Source organism: Nocardia iowensis, assembly GCF_019222765.1.
Lineage (GTDB): Bacteria > Actinomycetota > Actinomycetes > Mycobacteriales > Mycobacteriaceae > Nocardia > Nocardia iowensis.
On sequence record NZ_CP078145.1, the window covers coordinates 1,455,255 to 1,472,269 of the forward strand.

The window sequence follows — 17,015 nt, forward strand, 5'->3', positions numbered from 1 at the left end:
GGTCAGTCGCGGTGCGTCAGTACTTTGCGGACCACCAGTCCGGCGAGCAGAGCCCAGAACGCCGCGCCGATGCCGAGGAAACCCACGCCGGAGGCGGCGATCAGGAAGGTGACCACGCCTGCTTCGCGGTGCTGTTCGGAACGTAGGGCTCCGGTCAGGGCGGCCGCCAGGGTCGCAAGGAGGGCAAGGCCCGCAACGGTTTCCAGGGTGCCTTTGGGAGCGGCAGCGATGAGGGTGACCAGGGCTGCTGAGCCGAGGGCGAGCACCAGGTAGCCCGCGCCCGAGGTGAAGGACGCGATCCAGCGCTTCTTCGGATCGGGGTGGGCCGAGGGGGCCGCCGAGAGCGCGGCGCTGATCGCGGCCAGGTTGATGGCGTGGCCGCCCGCGGGGGCGCCGACCATGGTGCCGATGCCGGTGACGGTCATGGCCGCCCGCCACGGGACTTCGTAACCGAAGGACTTCATGACCGCGGTTCCCGGAATGTTCTGTGAGGCCATGGTGACGATGTAGAGCGGTATCGCGACGCCGATCATCGCCTGCCAATTCCAGTGCGGCAGTGTCAGTTCCACCGATGGCACCATGGCCGCGAAGTCGAGCTGCCTGTGCTGCACGGCGATGCTGATGCCCGAGCCGATCGCCGCCGTGGCGAACGCGGCGATCACCGCCAAGCGCTTGGCCACCCGCTGCAGCACCAGCCACACCAGGATCACCGGAACGACCACCGCCGGACTGGACTGCACGGCCTGCACCGGCGCTAGGCACAGCGGCAGCAGCACCCCGGCCAGCATGGCCTGCGCGATCTCCACCGGTATCGCGGCGACCAGATTCCCGAGCCGCTGCCACAGGCCGGTGATCACGATCAACACCCCGGCGAGCGCGAACGCGCCGACCGCGGCGGGCCAGCCACCGGCCACCGCACCCGTGCTGGCCAGCAGTGCGGCGCCGGGGGTGGACCAGGCCAGCGTGATCGGCATCCGATACCGGTAGCTGAGCAGCATCATGCCGACCGCCTGCGTCACGCACACCGCCAGCAGTCCCGACGCCGCCTGCGCCGCGTTCGCGCCGACCGCGGTGAGCCCGCTGAGCACCACGGCGAACGCGCTGGTGAAACCGACGAGTGCGGTAACGACACCGGCGCCGAGCGGCTGGGCGAGGCCGGCCGCGGGAGCGACCGTGGATTCGGGATGGGGTACGGCGGGTGCCTCGGGCGCCGAGGAAACGTTCGACATTGTGGCGATCCTGCCCGCAACTGGACTGCTCCGTCACGGGCCAGTCGGCCGAAACTGGACCGAATTGGCGGCGCTGGTCATGGTGGACCGTGCTCGCTGGTTCGTCCGACCGGTCGGCCGTCGCTACCGGCGAGTAGCGCTGGGGTGCAGCCACATTCCCCTGTTCAGGTGCGTAGTCTGAGGGGTATTCGGTGCGCGAGGGTGCGATTCTGAACTAGGAGCTGGGTTGAGCGCGGTACTGATCTCGCCGGAAGAGCTTCGGGAAGTGTTGTCGGACAAGCGGGTTCGCCTGCTGGATGTCCGATGGGCGCTGGGTGACCCGGACGGCCCGCAACACTATCTTGACGGCCACATCCCGGGCGCGGTGTTCGTCGACATGGAAACCGAGCTGGCCGCGCCGCCGTCGCCCACCCGCGGCAGGCATCCGCTGCCCGACCTCGCGCAGCTGGAGAAGTGCGCGCGCAGCTGGGGCATTCGCAACGGGGATCCGGTGGTCGTCTACGACGCGACCGGCGGTATGGCGGCCGCCCGCGCTTGGTGGCTGCTGCGCTGGGCGGGCATCGCCGACGTGCGGATCCTCGATGGCGGCTTGCCCGCCTGGACGAACACCGGCGGTGAGCTCGCCACCGGCACCGAACCCGACCCCGAACCCGGGGACGTCGAACTGAGCCCCGGACACCTGAAAGTTATCGATGCCGACGCGGCCGCCCGCTGGCCTGGCGTGCTGCTCGACGCCCGCGCGGGCGAGCGCTATCGCGGCGACGTCGAGCCGATCGATCCGCGGGCCGGTCACATCCCCGGCGCCATCAGCGCGCCCACCGCCGAAAACCTGGACGCCCAAGGGCGTTTCCGCGACCCGGCCGAATTGCGCGAACGTTTCGCCGGATTCGGCACCGAACCGATCGCGGTCTACTGCGGCTCCGGCGTGACAGCGGCCCATCAGGTGGCCGCGCTGGCGGTGGTCGGTATCGACGCCGCCTTGTACCCGGGCTCGTGGTCCCAATGGTCGAACGATCCGAAGCGGCCCGTCGCGACCGGAAGCTGAACCCGATTCGGCGCACCCGATATTCAGGGACAGGTCCGGGCGACACCCTGCAACGCCATGGTGTCGGCGGTGGTCAACGGCAGGTCGTATTGGACGGCCGCGGTGAGGTACTTGCCCGCGTAGAAACAGTGGTTCGCGCGGGCGGGCGGTAGCCAGTCCTCGGGCGTCTTGTCGCCCTTGGCCTGGTTGATCCGTCCTTCGGTGGCGAGCAGGTTGAAGTCGACGTCGTTGGCGAACCGGATCCGACGCTCGGGCGGCCAGAAGGCCGCGCCCATGTCCCAGGCGGCGGCCAGCGAATACACGTGGTCGATCTGCACCTGGTCGGCGTCGGCCTTGGTGAAGGGGATCTGCTTGCCCGTGTACGGATCGTTCAAGGTGCCGCCGACCACAACGCAGTCATTGGTTCCCGGCCGGAAACTCACCCCGATGAGCTGCTTGGCCAGCACGTTGTTGCGGGTGTCGCAGCCGTCGTGCCCGCCGGGACCGTCGTAGTCGTCGGTCCAGGCGGGTCCGAACACGCATTTCTGTCCGGCCTTGCAACCACGGTCGTAGCCACCGGGATGCGGCCGATCCGCAATGACCCGCACACCGGCCAGCAGCCGCTCCAACTCGACCCGGGTCGGGCTACCCGGCGCGGGCGCCACCGGGGCCGTACCGATCTGGGCGCACCCCGCCGCGGACAGCACGACGAGCACGCCGACGAGCCATCGCCGAATGTCCGCACCCATGGCGCCAGGTGTACACGGATGGACCGACATGCGTAGAACCCGAAGAAAGAGCAGTTGTCAGGAGCGGAGTGGAACAACCCTCACAACCAGGCACGCGCGAGCAGGTCGTCATCGGCGACCTCGCTCGCCCTCGGCGGGAACCGGGTGGCCGAAATCGACTCGGTGTTCGCGCCGTCGTGCCCGATCAGCCACGAGCCGCCGCGTTCCTCGCACTCGGCGAGCTTGGCGAAGGTGGCGAGCAGGAAGGTGATGGCCTCGTTCGGGTCGAGAGTTCGAGCCAGGCGCTGGGATTCACCAGGGCGGGACAGGTCCAGCCACACGCCGGACTGACCGTCCAGGCGCATACCGACGATCTTCTCGGCGTTGATGAAGGTGAATTTGCGTCGCTCCCACGGCGTCGTCGGCGTGAAGCTCTGCTCGAGAACCTGGAGCAGAATCGTCATGATTGCCTCCGTTGACCAGCGGATATTCAAGTATGTTCCGCCCGGCCCGAGAAATCCATAGCGGCCGGGTCGCCGCCGCTGGATCGCTGTCGGACCCACCTGCTTGGATGGGCTGATGCTGCACGGTCTGTGGTCGCCGGGATCCGGGTTGCTGCTCTGGCACGACGCGCCCCTTACCGCGCTGCCCGACCCATTGGGCAGCGTGTTGAGCGCGTCCAAATTCCGGCACCGGGCCGACGTGCTGGTCAGCGGTCCGGACGGCACCGCGACCGAACAGGTCCGCGCGCACGCGATGGTCCCGGCGGCCGCGGCGGAGGCGCTGCGGCAGCGCCTTCCCGCCGCGGCGGTGGCCGGTGATCTGCGCTTCCTGGCGCACGTCGCGCACGGTGTCGAGCGGTGGGTGCGGGCCGGTCGGATCGTGCCGGAACTGCGCCGGGAAGACGGCCAGTGGTGGGTGCGCTGGCGGCTGGTCGGCAGCGAGCGGCAGCGGGCCTGGCTGGCCGAGTTGGCGGTGGCCATGCCCGCCGCGCTGCGGGTGGCGGGTCGGCCGACCGTGCTGCTCGACGACCTGGTCAGCGAACTCACCGACCCGATCGCGCGGGCGTTGATCGACCTGCCGGGCTCGTCGCATCCGCTGGTCGATGCCCTGGTCCGGGATGTCCCGCTGGACGGCGGCAGCTACCAGGTGGCCGAGGTGCTGGAGCGGTGGCGGGCCACCCTGACCGGCGACGAGCCGGAACTGGTACTCCGCCTGCTCGAGCCGGACGGCGAGGTCGGCACCGCGGACGAGTCGGTGGCGCTGTGGCGGCTGCAGGTCTGCCTGCGGGTCGACGGCGAGGCCCCGAATCCCGTGCTGTTGCAAGGTGATCCGAATTTGCTCCGGAACGCGGTGGAGCAGCTCGGCGAGGCACAGCGCGCGTATCCGCGGCTGCGTGAACTGCCGAGCGACCCACAGTCGTTGGATCTACTGCTGCCGACCGAGGTCGTCGTCGATTTGGTCGAGCATGGGGCGCACGCGTTGCGGGCGGCAGGGGTCCCGTTGCTGCTGCCGCGCGCCTGGAATGTCAGCGCGCCGACCATGCGGCTGCGAGTGGAAAGCGCGGTGCCCGCGGCCGAAAGCATCGTCGGCATGCCGGGACTCGTCTCCTACCGATGGGAACTCGCGCTCGGCGACACCATCCTGACCAAGGCGGAGATGGAACGGCTGGTCCGCAGCAAGTCGGACCTGGTCCAGCTGCGCGGCGACTGGGTGCAGGCCGACCACAAAGTGCTGGCCGCCGCCGCCCGTTACGTCGCCGCGCACACCGACACCTCCGAAATCACCTTCGCCGACCTGATCGGCGAACTCGCGGGCGGTCGCGTCGAACAGGTGCCGATCACCGAGGTCACCGCCACCGGCTGGGCGGCCGACATCCTGGATCGGACCCGCGAGCTGGCCCCGATCGAGCCCCCGGTCGGGCTGAAAGCGCAACTGCGGCCCTACCAGGAACGCGGCCTCGCATGGCTGGCGACCATGAGCCACATGGGTTTCGGGGCGATCCTGGCCGACGACATGGGCCTCGGTAAGACCGTGCAGGTGCTCGCGCTGTTGGTACACGAGCGCGAGGCGGCCCGCACGGTGCGAGACCAGCGGCCCGGAAATCATCAGGCGGCGTCGACAAGTCGGGATCGCACCTCGGCGGATGCGAGTTTCGATGGCGCAGTGGTCATTTCGCTCGACGCCGCGCGGCGTCGCAAGGCCGGAGTTGCCGACGGCGGCATCGGCCGGCAGCACGCTCTCCGGCAGACAGCGGAAAACTCGCGTCCGGACGGCATGCCGGGGCCCACCTTGCTGGTGTGCCCGATGTCGGTGGTCGGCAACTGGCAGCGCGAGACCGAGCGTTTCGCGCCGGATCTACGCGTCTGGGTCCACCACGGCGCGGGCCGGCGCTCCGGCGCGGAGTTGGACGCGGCGGTGGCCGAGGCGGATCTGGTGATCACGACGTATTCGCTGCTCGCGCGCGATCTCGACGAGTTGAAGCGGCAGACCTGGGACCGCATCGTGCTCGACGAGGCACAACACATCAAGAATGCCGCCACCAGGCAGTCGCGCGCGGCGCGTGCGCTGCCCGCGCGACATCGGCTGGCGCTCACCGGAACTCCGGTGGAGAACCGGCTGGAGGAACTGCGCTCGATCATGGATTTCGCGGTGCCGAAGGTGCTCGGTAGCCCGCAGACCTTCCGCGCCCGCTTCGCCGTGCCCATCGAGCGCGAGCGGGACGAGAACGCGATCAGCAGGCTGCGGATGATCACGCAGCCGTTCGTGCTGCGCCGTGTGAAGACCGATCCAGCGGTGATCTCCGATCTGCCGGACAAGCTGGAGATGACGGTGCGCGCCAACCTGACCGTCGAGCAGGCCGCGCTGTACCAGGCGGTGGTCGACGACATGCTGGCCAAGATCAAGGACGCGAAAGGTATGGCGCGCAAGGGCGCCGTGCTCGGCGCGCTGACCAGGCTGAAGCAGGTGTGCAATCACCCGGCGCACTTCCTCGGCGACGGCTCCGCCGTGCTGCACCGCGGCGGCCATCGCTCCGGCAAGCTCGCCCTGGTGGAGGACGTGCTCGACGCGGTGCTCGCGGACGGCGAGAAAGCATTGCTGTTCACCCAGTTTCGCGAGTTCGGCGAGCTCGTCGCGCCCTACCTGGCCGAGCGGTTCGGTACCGAGATCCCGTTCCTACACGGCGGGGTGCCAAAGCAGCGGCGCGACACCATGGTCACCCGCTTCCAGGAGCCGGACGGTCCCCCGCTGATGCTGTTGTCGCTCAAGGCCGGTGGCACCGGTCTGAACCTTACCGCCGCCAATCATGTTGTGCACCTGGATCGCTGGTGGAATCCGGCAGTGGAGAACCAGGCCACCGACCGCGCGTACCGAATCGGCCAGCAGCGCAATGTTCAGGTGCGCAAACTGGTCTGCGTCGACACCATCGAAGAGCGGATCGACGAAATGATCAAGGGTAAAAGGCAACTGGCCGACTTGGCGGTCGGTGCGGGGGAGAACTGGATTACCGAGCTCAGCACCGACGACCTGCGTGAGCTGTTCACCCTTGGGGCGGAGGCGGTCGGCGAGTGAGTCCCTACATCGACTACAGCGAGTACGGCAAACGCCGCCCGGTGCGCGGTGGCGTCGAGGCGCGCAGTCGGCGTGGGGGTTTCGGGCGTACCTGGTGGGGTAAGGCGTTGATCGACCTGGTCGAGCAGATGGCCGATGGAGGGCGCATGTCGCGCGGCCGCACCTACGCCCGGGCCGGGCAGGTGGTCAGCTACCGGATCGAGCCGGGCTCGGTGACCGCGGAAGTGCAGGGCAGTCAACCTCGCCCGTTCACCGCGGTGTTCACGGTCCGGCCGCTGCGTGCGGAAGAAATCGAACTGCTCATCGAGACGATCCGCGACGCGCCGGGCATGCTCGCCGAGATCGCTTCCGGCGCACTGCCGACCGCCCTCGGGCCACTGCTGCTGCCGACCACCGCGGCCGATCTGGATTTCACCTGCAGCTGCCCCGACCCTGGTTGGCCGTGCAAGCATGTGGCCGCGGTCTGCTACCTGCTCGCCGAACGGCTCGACGAGCGCCCCCGCGAGATTCTCGCGCTGCGCGGACTCGACTTGGACACCCTCATCGGCGGCATCGAACGTGACCCGCGCGCAACGGATTCCGGCGATCCGTACGGCAACGAAGCCGAGCTGCCGAACCTGCCGAAGGTCGAATTCCATCCTGCCCCCGAGGATCTGGATCCGCTGCTGTTGCGCAAGGCGATGCGGATGACCTCGGCCGAGGAGTCGATCGCCGCGACCGGGCTGCGCGAATTCACCGCGCTGTATCGCATGTTCGACGGCTGAGCGAGCTGTGGTGGGCACCCGGCGTCGGGGCTTACGGTTGCCGCCGGACTCCTTGGGGCGGGATCAGGTCCGGCTGCACAGGGACCGGGACTTCCCGACACCGGATGCCTCACCCAGTCTGCGCGCGCCGGACCCGCCTCGGAACTGCCCGAGGGTTGCCCGACCACTGCCCTTGCATCGAAGGCGGGGGCAGCGTTCAGGCCGTCCGCCGGTTACCGGCCACCAGTACCGCCGCGAAGCACAGCGTGGCAAGTCCGGACGCCACGATGGCCAGCTCGGGGAAATACAGGCAGGCGATCCAGAACATCCCGCCCGCCGCTGCCAGGCAGATCGCGTTGAACAGCGACCACCGGGCGATCAGCTGGGGCGCGGCACGCACCGCGACGATCGCCAGCAGGCCGAAAAGCAGAGCCAACAGGCCCATTCCGACGCTGTAGCCGGTGTTCAGGCCGAAGACGGTCACCTGCCTACTGCCGTCGAACATCGATGTGGATACCTGTGCCGACAACTCGTTGACGACCTCTTCGGCGGGGGAGTCGTTGCCGTTGAAGACGTGCAAGCCCAGCAGGTGCGCCAGGCCGATGAAGCCGAGCAGCGCCGACCCGGTGAGGTGGACCGGGGTGGCCCAGCGGGCGGAGCGGATGGTGGACGAGGGTGTCATCGCGGTCATCGCGACCTCCGTAACTCGGGCCGAGCCAGCATTCCGCCGAACAGAACAAAAGTTACGCTATAGGCTCGCGAACGTGGCAGACAAGAGTTCATGGCTCGCTGCGCGGCAGCTGGCACAGCTCCTCTACCTGCTGGTACTCGGCGCGGACTGCACGCTTCCCGCAGTGCCGCCGGATGGACTGCGCGTGCTCGCCCTTCGGGTCCCGTCATGACCGGCGGCGACGATCTTGGCACCGTTGTCGCGCTCACCGAGCCGCCGCGCCGGGTGGTATCCCTGGTGCCCTCGTTGACCGAAGCGGTTGCCGCGACCTGCCCGGAACGTCTGCTGGCCGCGACCGAATGGTGTACGCATCCAAAAGATCTCGCTGTCGAACGGGTGCGCGGCACGAAGAACCCGGATGTGCGCCGCATCATCGAGCTCGCACCCGACCTGGTGCTGTGCAACAAGGAGGAGAACCGGCGCATCGATGTCGATCGTCTCCGCAACGCCGGAATTCCGGTGTGGGTCACCAGAATCGAAACCGTGGACGAGGCACTCGCCTCGCTGGCTCGTCTCTGCACCGTCGCCCTCCGCACCGGCATTCCACCCTGGCTCACCGCGGCCGAATCCGTCTGGGCGCCACCGCCGCCGACACCACCGCGCAATGCGGTGATCCCCATCTGGCGCAATCCCTGGATGGTGGTCGGCCGCAACACCTTCACCGGCGACCTGGCGGGGCGCCTCGGTCTGCGCCTCGTGCATGCCGACCGCCCGGACCGTTATCCCCGTCTCACCCAGGACGAACTGACCGCCGGAATCGACCTCGCCGTCCTGCCGGACGAGCCGTACGTCTTCACCAGAACCGATGGCCCCGATGCCTTTCCGGGAACGCCGGTCGCCCTGGTGGAAGGCCGCAGCCTCACCTGGTACGGCCCGTCCTTGGTCACCGCCCGGGAAACCCTCACCCGGCAACTCGCTCAGGCTTTTCTCCCGTGAATTGGGCTGCTGGCGCGCGGCCTAAGCCGAGGTCGCGAACCGGTAGTCGGCCAGGTCGAAATGTCCACTGCGCCATGCCGCCTCGACCGTGGTCGACGGCCGCAACGGCACATCGCCGTGCTTGTCGAAGTAGTAGCTGTTGGACAGCGCGCAGCTGTCCTGCCAGAACACCTGGCCGCCACGGCGGGCGAGCATTTCCCGGAAGTACCGGTCGTTGGCCTCCCGGGTCACTTCGACGACTGTCGCCTTGCCCGCGCGGGCGTGGCGCAGACAGCGCAGGATGTGCCTGGTCTGGTTCTCGATCAGCGCGAAGTAGGACGAGCCGTTGTAGCCGTACGGACCGATCATCGAGAAGAAGTTCGGGAAGCCGGGAACGCTGACACCCTCGTAAGCCTGCAGCCGGTTCTCGTCCCACCACTTCTCCAGGTCGAGGCCGCCGAGACCGCGCAGGTGATAGGTCGGCATATTGCCGGACTCCATCACCTTGAAACCGGTCGCCAGAATCAGGACGTCGACCGGGTATTCGGTGCCGGTGGCGGTGCGCACGCCGGTGCTGGTGATCTGTTCGATCGGGTCGGTCTCCAGCACGACATTGTCGCGGTTGAACGTGGCCAGGTAGTCGTTCGAGAAGCTGGGTCGCTTGCAGCCCAAAGCGTAACGTGGCGTGAGCTTTTCGCGGACGACCGGATCCTGCACCTGACTGCGCAGAAAGGAGAGGCCAAGGCGCTCGCCGAGCGCGGCCGTCGGCAAACTCTTGTGGTAGTGCGCGGCGATCGGGAAGGTGAGCTCGACGTACGTCTGGCTGATCAGCCGGGTCAATGACCGCGCGCCGGGCACCCGCAGCGCCCACTGCACCGGCTTGGGCAGCGGCAGGTCCAACCGGGGCAGGCACCAGATCGGCGTGCGCTGGAAGACGACGAGTTGCTCGACATCCGGCGCCGTCTCCGGAATCACCTGCACCGCGGACGCTCCCGTGCCGATGATGGCCACCCGCTTGCCGCGCAGGTCCTGCCGATGATCCCAGCGCGAGGTGTGCATGGTGACCCCGGTGAAGTCCTCGACGCCCTGGATCTCGGGCAGCTTGGGTCGGGTCAGCACCCCGGTAGCACTGATCACGAATCGGGACCGCAGCTCGCCACCGTCGGCGGTGTGCAGCCGCCACCGGCAGCCATCCTCATCGAACTCGGCTTCGGTGATGTTGGTGTTGAACCGGATTCGGGGCCGCAGTTGGTACTTGTCCACGCAGGACTCGGCATAGGCCTTCAGCTCATGGCCCGGCGCGTACGTCCGTGACCAGCCGGCCCGCTGCTCGAAGGAGAACTGGTAGCTGAACGACGGAATATCCACGGCGATACCGGGATAGGTGTTCCAGTGCCACGTTCCACCGACGCCGTCGGCCTCGTCGACGATGAGGAAATCGTCGAACCCGGCCTCCCGCAACTTGATCGCGACGCCGATCCCGGAGAACCCGGCGCCAACGATGATCACCTCATGATCGACTCCATTGTCGTTCATGCCACCTCCTGTATGCGGTGCGGCGTCCCCGCCCGCGCAATCGCCTGTGCGTCATGAGCCGTATCCGCGGCGAAGACGGCGGAGCCGACCCGGTGTGCGTGCCGCCGATTCGCTAATTGGCCGCACATGCCACCAATTAGGCGCGCGGTGCGGTACTTTGTCAACCATGAGCCTGCGCGTACCGGTCCGCACCTGGGGCGGCCGCACCACCGAGGAGCGGCGCGCCGAACGCCGGGCGCGGCTGATCGATGCCGCCCTCGACATCTGGATCGAAAACGGCTGGGCGGCCGTGACAATGCGCGGCGTCTGCCAGCGCACCGCGCTCAATGACCGCTACTTCTACGAACACTTCACTGACCGTGACGCGCTGCTCGGCGACGCCTGGGACGCCGTGTGCGCCGAGGTCTACGCCGACCTGGCGGCGATCGCCGCCGAACACATCGAGCAGCCGCCACTGGAGATCTTGCGTGCGGCGGTGACCGGCGTAGTGCGCCTACAGTCCGACGATCGCGGGCGCGCCCGCATCCTGCTGGCCGATCACGCGGGCAGCGCCGTGCTCGAGCAGCGCCGCAAGACAATGCTCACCGACGCCACCGACCTGCTCATCGCCACCGCACGGCCGTACCTGCGCCCGGATACCGACGAGAGCGAGTTCCGGATGAGCACGCTCGTCGGCATCGGCGGCTTCATCGAACTGCTCACCGCATGGCGCACCGGTGCGCTGGATATCGACGGCGCCCGCATCATCGAACACATCTGCCGGATCGGCGCGCTGCTCGGTACGCTGTATCTGCCGCCGGAGGTCATTCCGCCTGCGCGATAAGGGGTTTCATCGGGAACCTCAGCTTGTCGGGTCTTCGATTCGATACACGCGTCGAGCGGTATTCCGGAAAATCTGCTCCAGTTCCGGCTGTCCGCCGCCATGACCGGTGACCGCCGCGGCGACCGCCTCGACGCTGTTGGCGATGCTGGTAATCGGTTTGTCCACCGGGAAATTCGAGCCCCACAGCAGCCGGTCGGCACCGAAGAACTCGAGCGCGTGCCCGATCATCGGACCGATGCGATCCAGTAGCACCGGAACGGGAGTGGCGGTGCCGCGCGGCGGGACCGGATGGCCGAGAATCGGCATCGTCAGGCCACTCACCTTCGCGACCACGTTGGCATTGGCGGCCACGGCGGCGACGTCGTCGCGCCAGCGCACGAACAACTCGCGGCGCAGGCTCGGGTTCGTCCCGGTGTGTTTGCCGACGGGACCGAAAAGGCCTGCGGGAGTACCGAGATGGTTGAGCACGATGGGGACCTCGGGGTAGCGCTCGGCGAGTTCGGCGACGTCGGGCAGCTGGTGCGAATACACCCATGCCTCGAACGAGAGGTCCTGCTCGGCCAGGTTCGCGAAGCCGTCCAGAAATTCCTTGCTGACGAGGGCGTGCTCGGTCTGGGTGAACGGCCGGACATCCGGGTCCGGATGGAGTGCGGTCAAGGTTCGGATCCCGCGCAGCAGCGGCGAGGCCGAACGGTGCGCGTCGAGCAGTTCGGCGAACCCGGCCGCTGACGGATCACCTGCGCCGATGATCGCGCCCAGCGCGGGAGTGTCCACGCCGAACGGCAGGCTGGCCACCCACCTGGTCTCATTGGCCTGGGCGGTGCCGCCCTTGTCCGACCAATCGGCCTCGATGTGCACGATCGCCTCGACCGGTACGGCGCCTGTGTCCGCGCGATAGTTCGCGGGCAGGTACGGCTGCGCGTATGCCGTGGGATCGCCGACGAACTGCCGGTCGCGGCGTGGCGCGAGCCGGGCGGCGACACCGAGGGGGATCGGCAGTACCCGGAATACCTTCGCCATGCTGCTGAAGACCCGTGGCGTCGTGAACGGGTCCCACTGATGGATGTGTGCGTCGATGATCCGAAGACCGGTGAGATCCATGTCCGCCGTCCCAACTCGCGCCGATGGCTCTGACCCGGCGATTGTCACACGATGGTGGTGCGCCCGGTCCGGGTTCAGTGGGATCCGAACGCGGACAGGAAAGTACGGACGGCCGCGTCGGCGATCTGCCGGATCTCGATGTCGGGGACCGCGCGGGTGCCGAGTCTGGAACGCGCCTCCAGCGGCGCGGTGAGCAGGGCGAGCAATTGCTCCGCGGCCTGCGCCGGATCGTTCGTCCGCAAGTCGCCCGCCAAGGCCAGTCGCGCCAGCCGATCCGCCAGCGCCTCGGCAATGCGCTGTGACGTCCGTTCCAGCACCGCGTCGGTGAGCTCGGGGAACGCCGCGAGCTGTGCGTAGGTCAGCGCGCGGAGGGCGCGGGCGCGCTCGGTCGAGCACACCCGGAGCAGGTCCTCGGCGACGTCCGCCAGTACCGTGCGGAGGTCGTCGCCGGGCGTCCTGAGCCGATCGGTGATCGCGAGGGTCTCCGCGGCCACCGCGTCGGCCGCGGCCAGCACGGCGTGCCGGAAGAGGGTTTGCTTGTCGGTGAGGTGGTTGTACACCGTGGGTTTCGCGACGCCCGCCTCGTCGGCGATCTCTTGGACGCAGGTCTTGTCGTAGCCGCGCCGGGCGAAGACGGTGAACGCGACGTCGAGGATCGCCTGCCGCTTGTCGATCCGCCCTCGCGCCGCCGTTGCTCCCGTCACCCCTGCATGTTAGCGCTTCCAGACGACGAAATGAACTTGCTGGTTCACTCTTGTGGATCTACTGAACAGTTGTCTAGATTGAACCTGTCAGTTCAAAAGAGGAGAGATCATGATCGTTCACCTACTGCGCTTCGGCTTCCGCGACGAGACGACCGACGAGCAGAAGGCCGAGGTGCTTGCGACGATGAAACGCACGGCATCGGTCGAGTCGGTATCGTTCGCCACCGTCGGCCAGAACCTGGGTGATGCTTCCGAAGGCCTGACCCACGCCTATTGCGTCGGCATCGAGGACCTGTCGGCGCTGGAGCGATACATGCACGACCCGGTTCACCTGGACGGTGATCCGCGGATCATCCCGCACGTCGCGAAAATCGCTATCGGCCCGGATGTTTCGGATGAGCCGGACCCGGGGCTGCGCGACAAGATCATGGCCCTGCACGAGGCGAAGCTGGCGAAGTACCCGGAGTGGGCGCGGCTGATGGCGACCGTTCCCGAGGTGCAGATCTGCTGAGCGGCCTCAGACGTTGCGGCGGTATTGGCCGCCGACGGTGAAGAAGGTGTCGGTGACCTGCTGCAGGGTGCAGACGCGGGCGGCGTCCATCAGCACCTCGAAGATGTTGTCGTCGGTGCGGGCGACGGCCTCGAGGCGGGCGAGGGCGGCATGCGCGGGATCGCGGTGCCGGTGCTGGAATTCGCGGACCCGACGCAGTTGGGACTGCTTCTCTTCCTCGGTGCCGCGGGCCAGTTCGATGTCGTGGTGCGGCTCGCCGTGCGGGTTGCGGAAGGTATTGACGCCGATGATGGGCAGCGAGCCGTCGTGTTTCCGGTGCTCGTAGCGCATCGACTCGTCCTGGATCTTGCCGCGCTGGTATCCGGTTTCCATCGCGCCGAGCACGCCGCCGCGTTCGCTGATCCGGTCGAATTCGACCAGCACGGCCTCCTCCACCAGATCGGTGAGTTCGTCGATGAGAAAGCTGCCCTGCAAGGGGTTTTCGTTCATCGCCACGCCCCACTCGCGGTTGATGATGAGCTGGATGGCCAGCGCCCTGCGCACCGAATCCTCGGTGGGGGTGGTCACCGCCTCGTCATAGGCGTTGGTGTGCAGGCTGTTGCAGTTGTCGTAGATGGCGATGAGCGCCTGCAGGGTGGTGCGGATGTCGTTGAAGCTCATCTCCTGCGCGTGTAGCGACCGGCCGGAGGTCTGGATGTGGTACTTCAGCTTCTGCGAACGATCGTTGGCGCCGTAGCGCTCTCGCATGGCGATGGCCCAGATCCGCCGGGCCACCCGCCCGATCACCGAGTACTCCGGATCCATGCCGTTGGAGAAGAAGAACGACAGGTTCGGCGCGAAGTCGTCGATCTTCATGCCGCGTGCGAGATAGGCCTCGACATAGGTGAATCCGTTGGCGAGGGTGAAGGCGAGCTGGCTGATCGGGTTCGCGCCGGCCTCGGCGATGTGGTATCCGGATATCGACACCGAGTAGAAGTTGCGAACGCCGTTGCGTACGAACCATTCCTGGATGTCGGCCATCATCCGCAGGCTGAACTCGGTGGAGAAGATGCAGGTGTTCTGGCCCTGATCCTCCTTGAGGATGTCGGCCTGCACCGTGCCGCGCACCGTCGCCAGGGTTTTCGCCCGGATCTCGGCGGCCTCGTCCGCGGTCGGCGCCCGGCCCTCCGCGGCCGAGAACCGTTCCAGCGCTTGGTCTATCGCGGTATTGAGGAAGTAGGCCAGGATGGTCGGAGCCGGGCCGTTGATGGTCATCGACACCGAGGTCGTCGGTGCCGTCAGGTCGAAGCCGTCGTAGAGCACCTTCATATCGTCGAGCGAGGCGATCGACACACCCGAGGTGCCGACCTTGCCGTAGATGTCGGGTCGTTCGGCGGGATCGTGGCCGTAGAGCGTCACCGAGTCGAAGGCGGTGGAAAGCCGTTTCGCGTCGGAATGTTCGCTGAGCACCTTGAAGCGCCGGTTGGTGCGGAACGGGTCACCCTCGCCGGCGAACATTCTGGCCGGGTCCTCGTTGTCCCGCTTGAACGGGAAAACCCCCGCGGTGTACGGGAAGCGACCCGGCAGGTTCTCCGCGCGCAGGAACCGAAGCAACTCACCGTGATCGGTGTAGCGGGGCAGCGCGACGCGCGGGATCGAGTTGCCGGACAGCGACTCCCGGCGCAGCGGAGTGTGGATTTCGCGGTCGCGTACCCGTACCACCTGCTCGTCGCCCCGGTAGGACTCGGCGAGTGCGGGCCACTCGGCCAGCAACGCGGCATTGTCGGCGGTCAGCTCCGTGCTGGCCGCGTCGGCCAGCTCGGCGACGGCTCGGTCGTCGGGCAGTTCCGCGGCCACCTGTTCGATGCGCTGGAGCCGTTGTGCGGCAACGACTTGCGCGGCCGTGTGTGCGTGATAGTCGCGTACGGTCGCGGCGATCTCGGCCAGGTAGCGCACCCGGGCAGGTGGGATGATCTGCGCGAACCGGGTGGACACCCGGGTGTTCACCCTGGGCAGCGCACCCTGCTCCAATCGCAACCCATGGTCGGCCAGTAGTCCGGCCAGATGCTGGTACAGCGCGGTGACGCCGTCGTCGTTGAATGTCGCCGCGCTGGTGCCGAATACCGGCATGTCCTCCGGTGCTGCGGTGAACTCCTCGCGATTGCGGATCAACTGGCGCGACACATCCCGCAGCGCGTCGGCGGCACCGCGGCGCTCGAACTTGTTGATCGCCACCACATCCGCGTAATCCAGCATGTCGATCTTCTCCAGCTGGGAGGCGGCGCCGAATTCCGGGGTCATCACATACATGGACACATCGACGTGGTCGGTGACCGCCGCGTCGCCCTGGCCGATACCCGGCGTTTCCAGGATCACCAGGTCGTAACCCGCTGCCTTGCAGGCGGTCACGATCAACTCGATATTGTTCGGCAGTTCCCGTCCACCCCTGGTGGCCAGCGAGCGGAAGAAGATGTGGTCGCCGTCGAGGGCGTTCATCCGGATGCGGTCGCCGAGCAGAGCGCCACCGCCGCGTCGCCGGGTCGGATCGACCGCGAGGATCGCGACGCGCAGCTTGTCCTGCTGGTCTGAACGCAGCCTGCGCACCAATTCGTCGGTGAGCGAGGACTTTCCGGAGCCGCCCGTGCCGGTGATGCCGAGCACCGGAACGGTGCGCGCGGCCGCGGCCTGCGTCAATGCCTGCCGGTCGGTGTCGGGCAGGGCGCCCTGCTGGATGCAGGTGATCGCGCGGGCCAGCGCGGCGCGTTCGCCGGACAGCACCGCGTCCAGGACCGGCGGTTCGGTGGAAAGGTCGATGTCGCAGGCGCGAATGAGCTGATTGATCATGCCGGGCAGGCCGAGTCGCTGGCCGTCTTCGGGGGAGAAGATGGTCACGCCGGATTCGGCGAGTCGCGCGATTTCCTCGGCGACGATGACGCCGCCACCACCGCCGAATATCCGAACATGTTCCGCTCCGGCCTTTTTCAGCGCGTCGGCGAGATATTCGAAGTACTCGACATGCCCGCCCTGATAGGAGCTGACCGCCACACCTTGCGCGTCCTCGGTGAGCACCGCGTCGACCACTTCGCTGACCGCGCGATTGTGTCCGAGGTGGATCACCTCCGCGCCTTGCGCCTGCAGGATCCGGCGCATGATGTTGATCGCCGCGTCGTGCCCGTCGAACAGAGCCGCGGAGGTCACGAAACGAACGGGGTTGGTCGGCGTATGAAGTGCGCTGCTGTCGGCCACGGGTTCCTCCCGGCAATTCCAGTTGGCGCCCGATACTAGGACGTCAAACTAATCCTACGGTGATGCCGATCACAGCGCCAGGGAGAACACGCCCGGCCAATTCGGCGGAGTCGGGGGTACGGATTCCGCTCATGGTGAATGCAAAGGGCGACAACGGTCCGGGCTCGAGTTCC

15 protein-coding genes are annotated in these 17,015 nt (G+C 67.6%); 7 read left to right on the forward strand and 8 right to left on the reverse strand.

Annotation, left to right across the window (positions count from 1 at the left end):
* Positions 1-2: 2 nt before the first annotated feature.
* Positions 3-1,229, reverse strand: coding sequence for a benzoate/H(+) symporter BenE family transporter (locus tag KV110_RS06540; protein WP_218474306.1), 1,227 nt, complete (start codon positions 1,227-1,229; stop codon positions 3-5).
* Positions 1,230-1,455: 226 nt separating this feature from the next.
* On the opposite strand from KV110_RS06540, the gene KV110_RS06545 reads away from it, so the two are divergent.
* Complete coding sequence (locus KV110_RS06545) at positions 1,456-2,274, forward strand: sulfurtransferase (RefSeq protein ID WP_393537073.1); 819 nt, start codon at positions 1,456-1,458, stop codon at positions 2,272-2,274.
* Positions 2,275-2,297: 23 nt separating this feature from the next.
* Here the strand turns inward: KV110_RS06545 and KV110_RS06550 are convergent, their stop codons facing one another.
* Positions 2,298-3,002 (reverse strand): HNH endonuclease family protein, encoded by a 705-nt coding sequence (locus KV110_RS06550; RefSeq protein ID WP_218474307.1) that lies wholly within the window; start codon positions 3,000-3,002, stop codon positions 2,298-2,300.
* 80 nt (positions 3,003-3,082) lie between these two features.
* Positions 3,083-3,445 (reverse strand): hypothetical protein, encoded by a 363-nt coding sequence (locus KV110_RS06555; protein ID WP_218474309.1) that lies wholly within the window; start codon positions 3,443-3,445, stop codon positions 3,083-3,085.
* Positions 3,446-3,560: 115 nt separating this feature from the next.
* On the opposite strand from KV110_RS06555, the gene KV110_RS06560 reads away from it, so the two are divergent.
* Together KV110_RS06560 and KV110_RS06565 are read left to right on the forward strand one after the other, a co-directional pair.
* Positions 3,561-6,554: a DEAD/DEAH box helicase gene (locus KV110_RS06560; protein WP_218474310.1), complete on the forward strand. Its 2,994-nt coding sequence runs from the start codon at positions 3,561-3,563 to the stop codon at positions 6,552-6,554.
* Positions 6,551-7,318, forward strand: coding sequence for an SWIM zinc finger family protein (locus KV110_RS06565; protein WP_218474312.1), 768 nt, complete (start codon positions 6,551-6,553; stop codon positions 7,316-7,318). The genes KV110_RS06560 and KV110_RS06565 overlap by 4 nt, the downstream gene beginning before the upstream one ends.
* A gap of 196 nt (positions 7,319-7,514) precedes the next feature.
* Here the strand turns inward: KV110_RS06565 and KV110_RS06570 are convergent, their stop codons facing one another.
* Positions 7,515-7,988 (reverse strand): LIC_13387 family protein, encoded by a 474-nt coding sequence (locus KV110_RS06570; RefSeq protein WP_218474314.1) that lies wholly within the window; start codon positions 7,986-7,988, stop codon positions 7,515-7,517.
* A gap of 73 nt (positions 7,989-8,061) precedes the next feature.
* Here KV110_RS06570 and KV110_RS06575 point away from each other — a divergent pair, with 73 nt between their 5' ends.
* Positions 8,062-8,199, forward strand: a complete 138-nt coding sequence (locus KV110_RS06575; protein WP_218474316.1) for a hypothetical protein — start codon at positions 8,062-8,064, stop codon at positions 8,197-8,199.
* Complete coding sequence (locus KV110_RS06580; RefSeq protein ID WP_218474318.1) at positions 8,196-8,963, forward strand: helical backbone metal receptor; 768 nt, start codon at positions 8,196-8,198, stop codon at positions 8,961-8,963. Before KV110_RS06575 ends, KV110_RS06580 begins: the two co-directional genes overlap by 4 nt.
* Positions 8,964-8,984: 21 nt before the next feature.
* On the opposite strand, the gene KV110_RS06585 is transcribed toward KV110_RS06580, so the two are convergent.
* On the reverse strand, positions 8,985-10,478 hold the full coding sequence (locus tag KV110_RS06585; protein WP_218474319.1) for a flavin-containing monooxygenase: 1,494 nt from the start codon (positions 10,476-10,478) through the stop codon (positions 8,985-8,987).
* A gap of 166 nt (positions 10,479-10,644) precedes the next feature.
* Here KV110_RS06585 and KV110_RS06590 point away from each other — a divergent pair, with 166 nt between their 5' ends.
* Complete coding sequence (locus KV110_RS06590) at positions 10,645-11,301, forward strand: TetR/AcrR family transcriptional regulator (RefSeq protein WP_218474321.1); 657 nt, start codon at positions 10,645-10,647, stop codon at positions 11,299-11,301.
* Positions 11,302-11,319: 18 nt separating this feature from the next.
* On the opposite strand, the gene KV110_RS06595 is transcribed toward KV110_RS06590, so the two are convergent.
* Together KV110_RS06595 and KV110_RS06600 are read right to left on the reverse strand one after the other, a co-directional pair.
* Entirely contained in the window at positions 11,320-12,402 is a 1,083-nt protein-coding gene (locus tag KV110_RS06595) for an amidohydrolase family protein (protein ID WP_218474323.1), read from the reverse strand.
* Between the two features lie 74 nt (positions 12,403-12,476).
* On the reverse strand, positions 12,477-13,106 hold the full coding sequence (locus KV110_RS06600) for a TetR/AcrR family transcriptional regulator (protein WP_218474324.1): 630 nt from the start codon (positions 13,104-13,106) through the stop codon (positions 12,477-12,479).
* 109 nt (positions 13,107-13,215) lie between these two features.
* Here KV110_RS06600 and KV110_RS06605 point away from each other — a divergent pair, with 109 nt between their 5' ends.
* The gene (locus tag KV110_RS06605; RefSeq protein WP_218474326.1) at positions 13,216-13,617 is read left to right on the forward strand and encodes a Dabb family protein; all 402 of its coding nucleotides are present in this window, start codon (positions 13,216-13,218) and stop codon (positions 13,615-13,617) included.
* Positions 13,618-13,623: 6 nt separating this feature from the next.
* Here the strand turns inward: KV110_RS06605 and icmF are convergent, their stop codons facing one another.
* Positions 13,624-16,842 (reverse strand): fused isobutyryl-CoA mutase/GTPase IcmF, encoded by a 3,219-nt coding sequence (gene icmF, locus KV110_RS06610; RefSeq protein ID WP_218474328.1) that lies wholly within the window; start codon positions 16,840-16,842, stop codon positions 13,624-13,626.
* Positions 16,843-17,015: the final 173 nt, after the last annotated feature.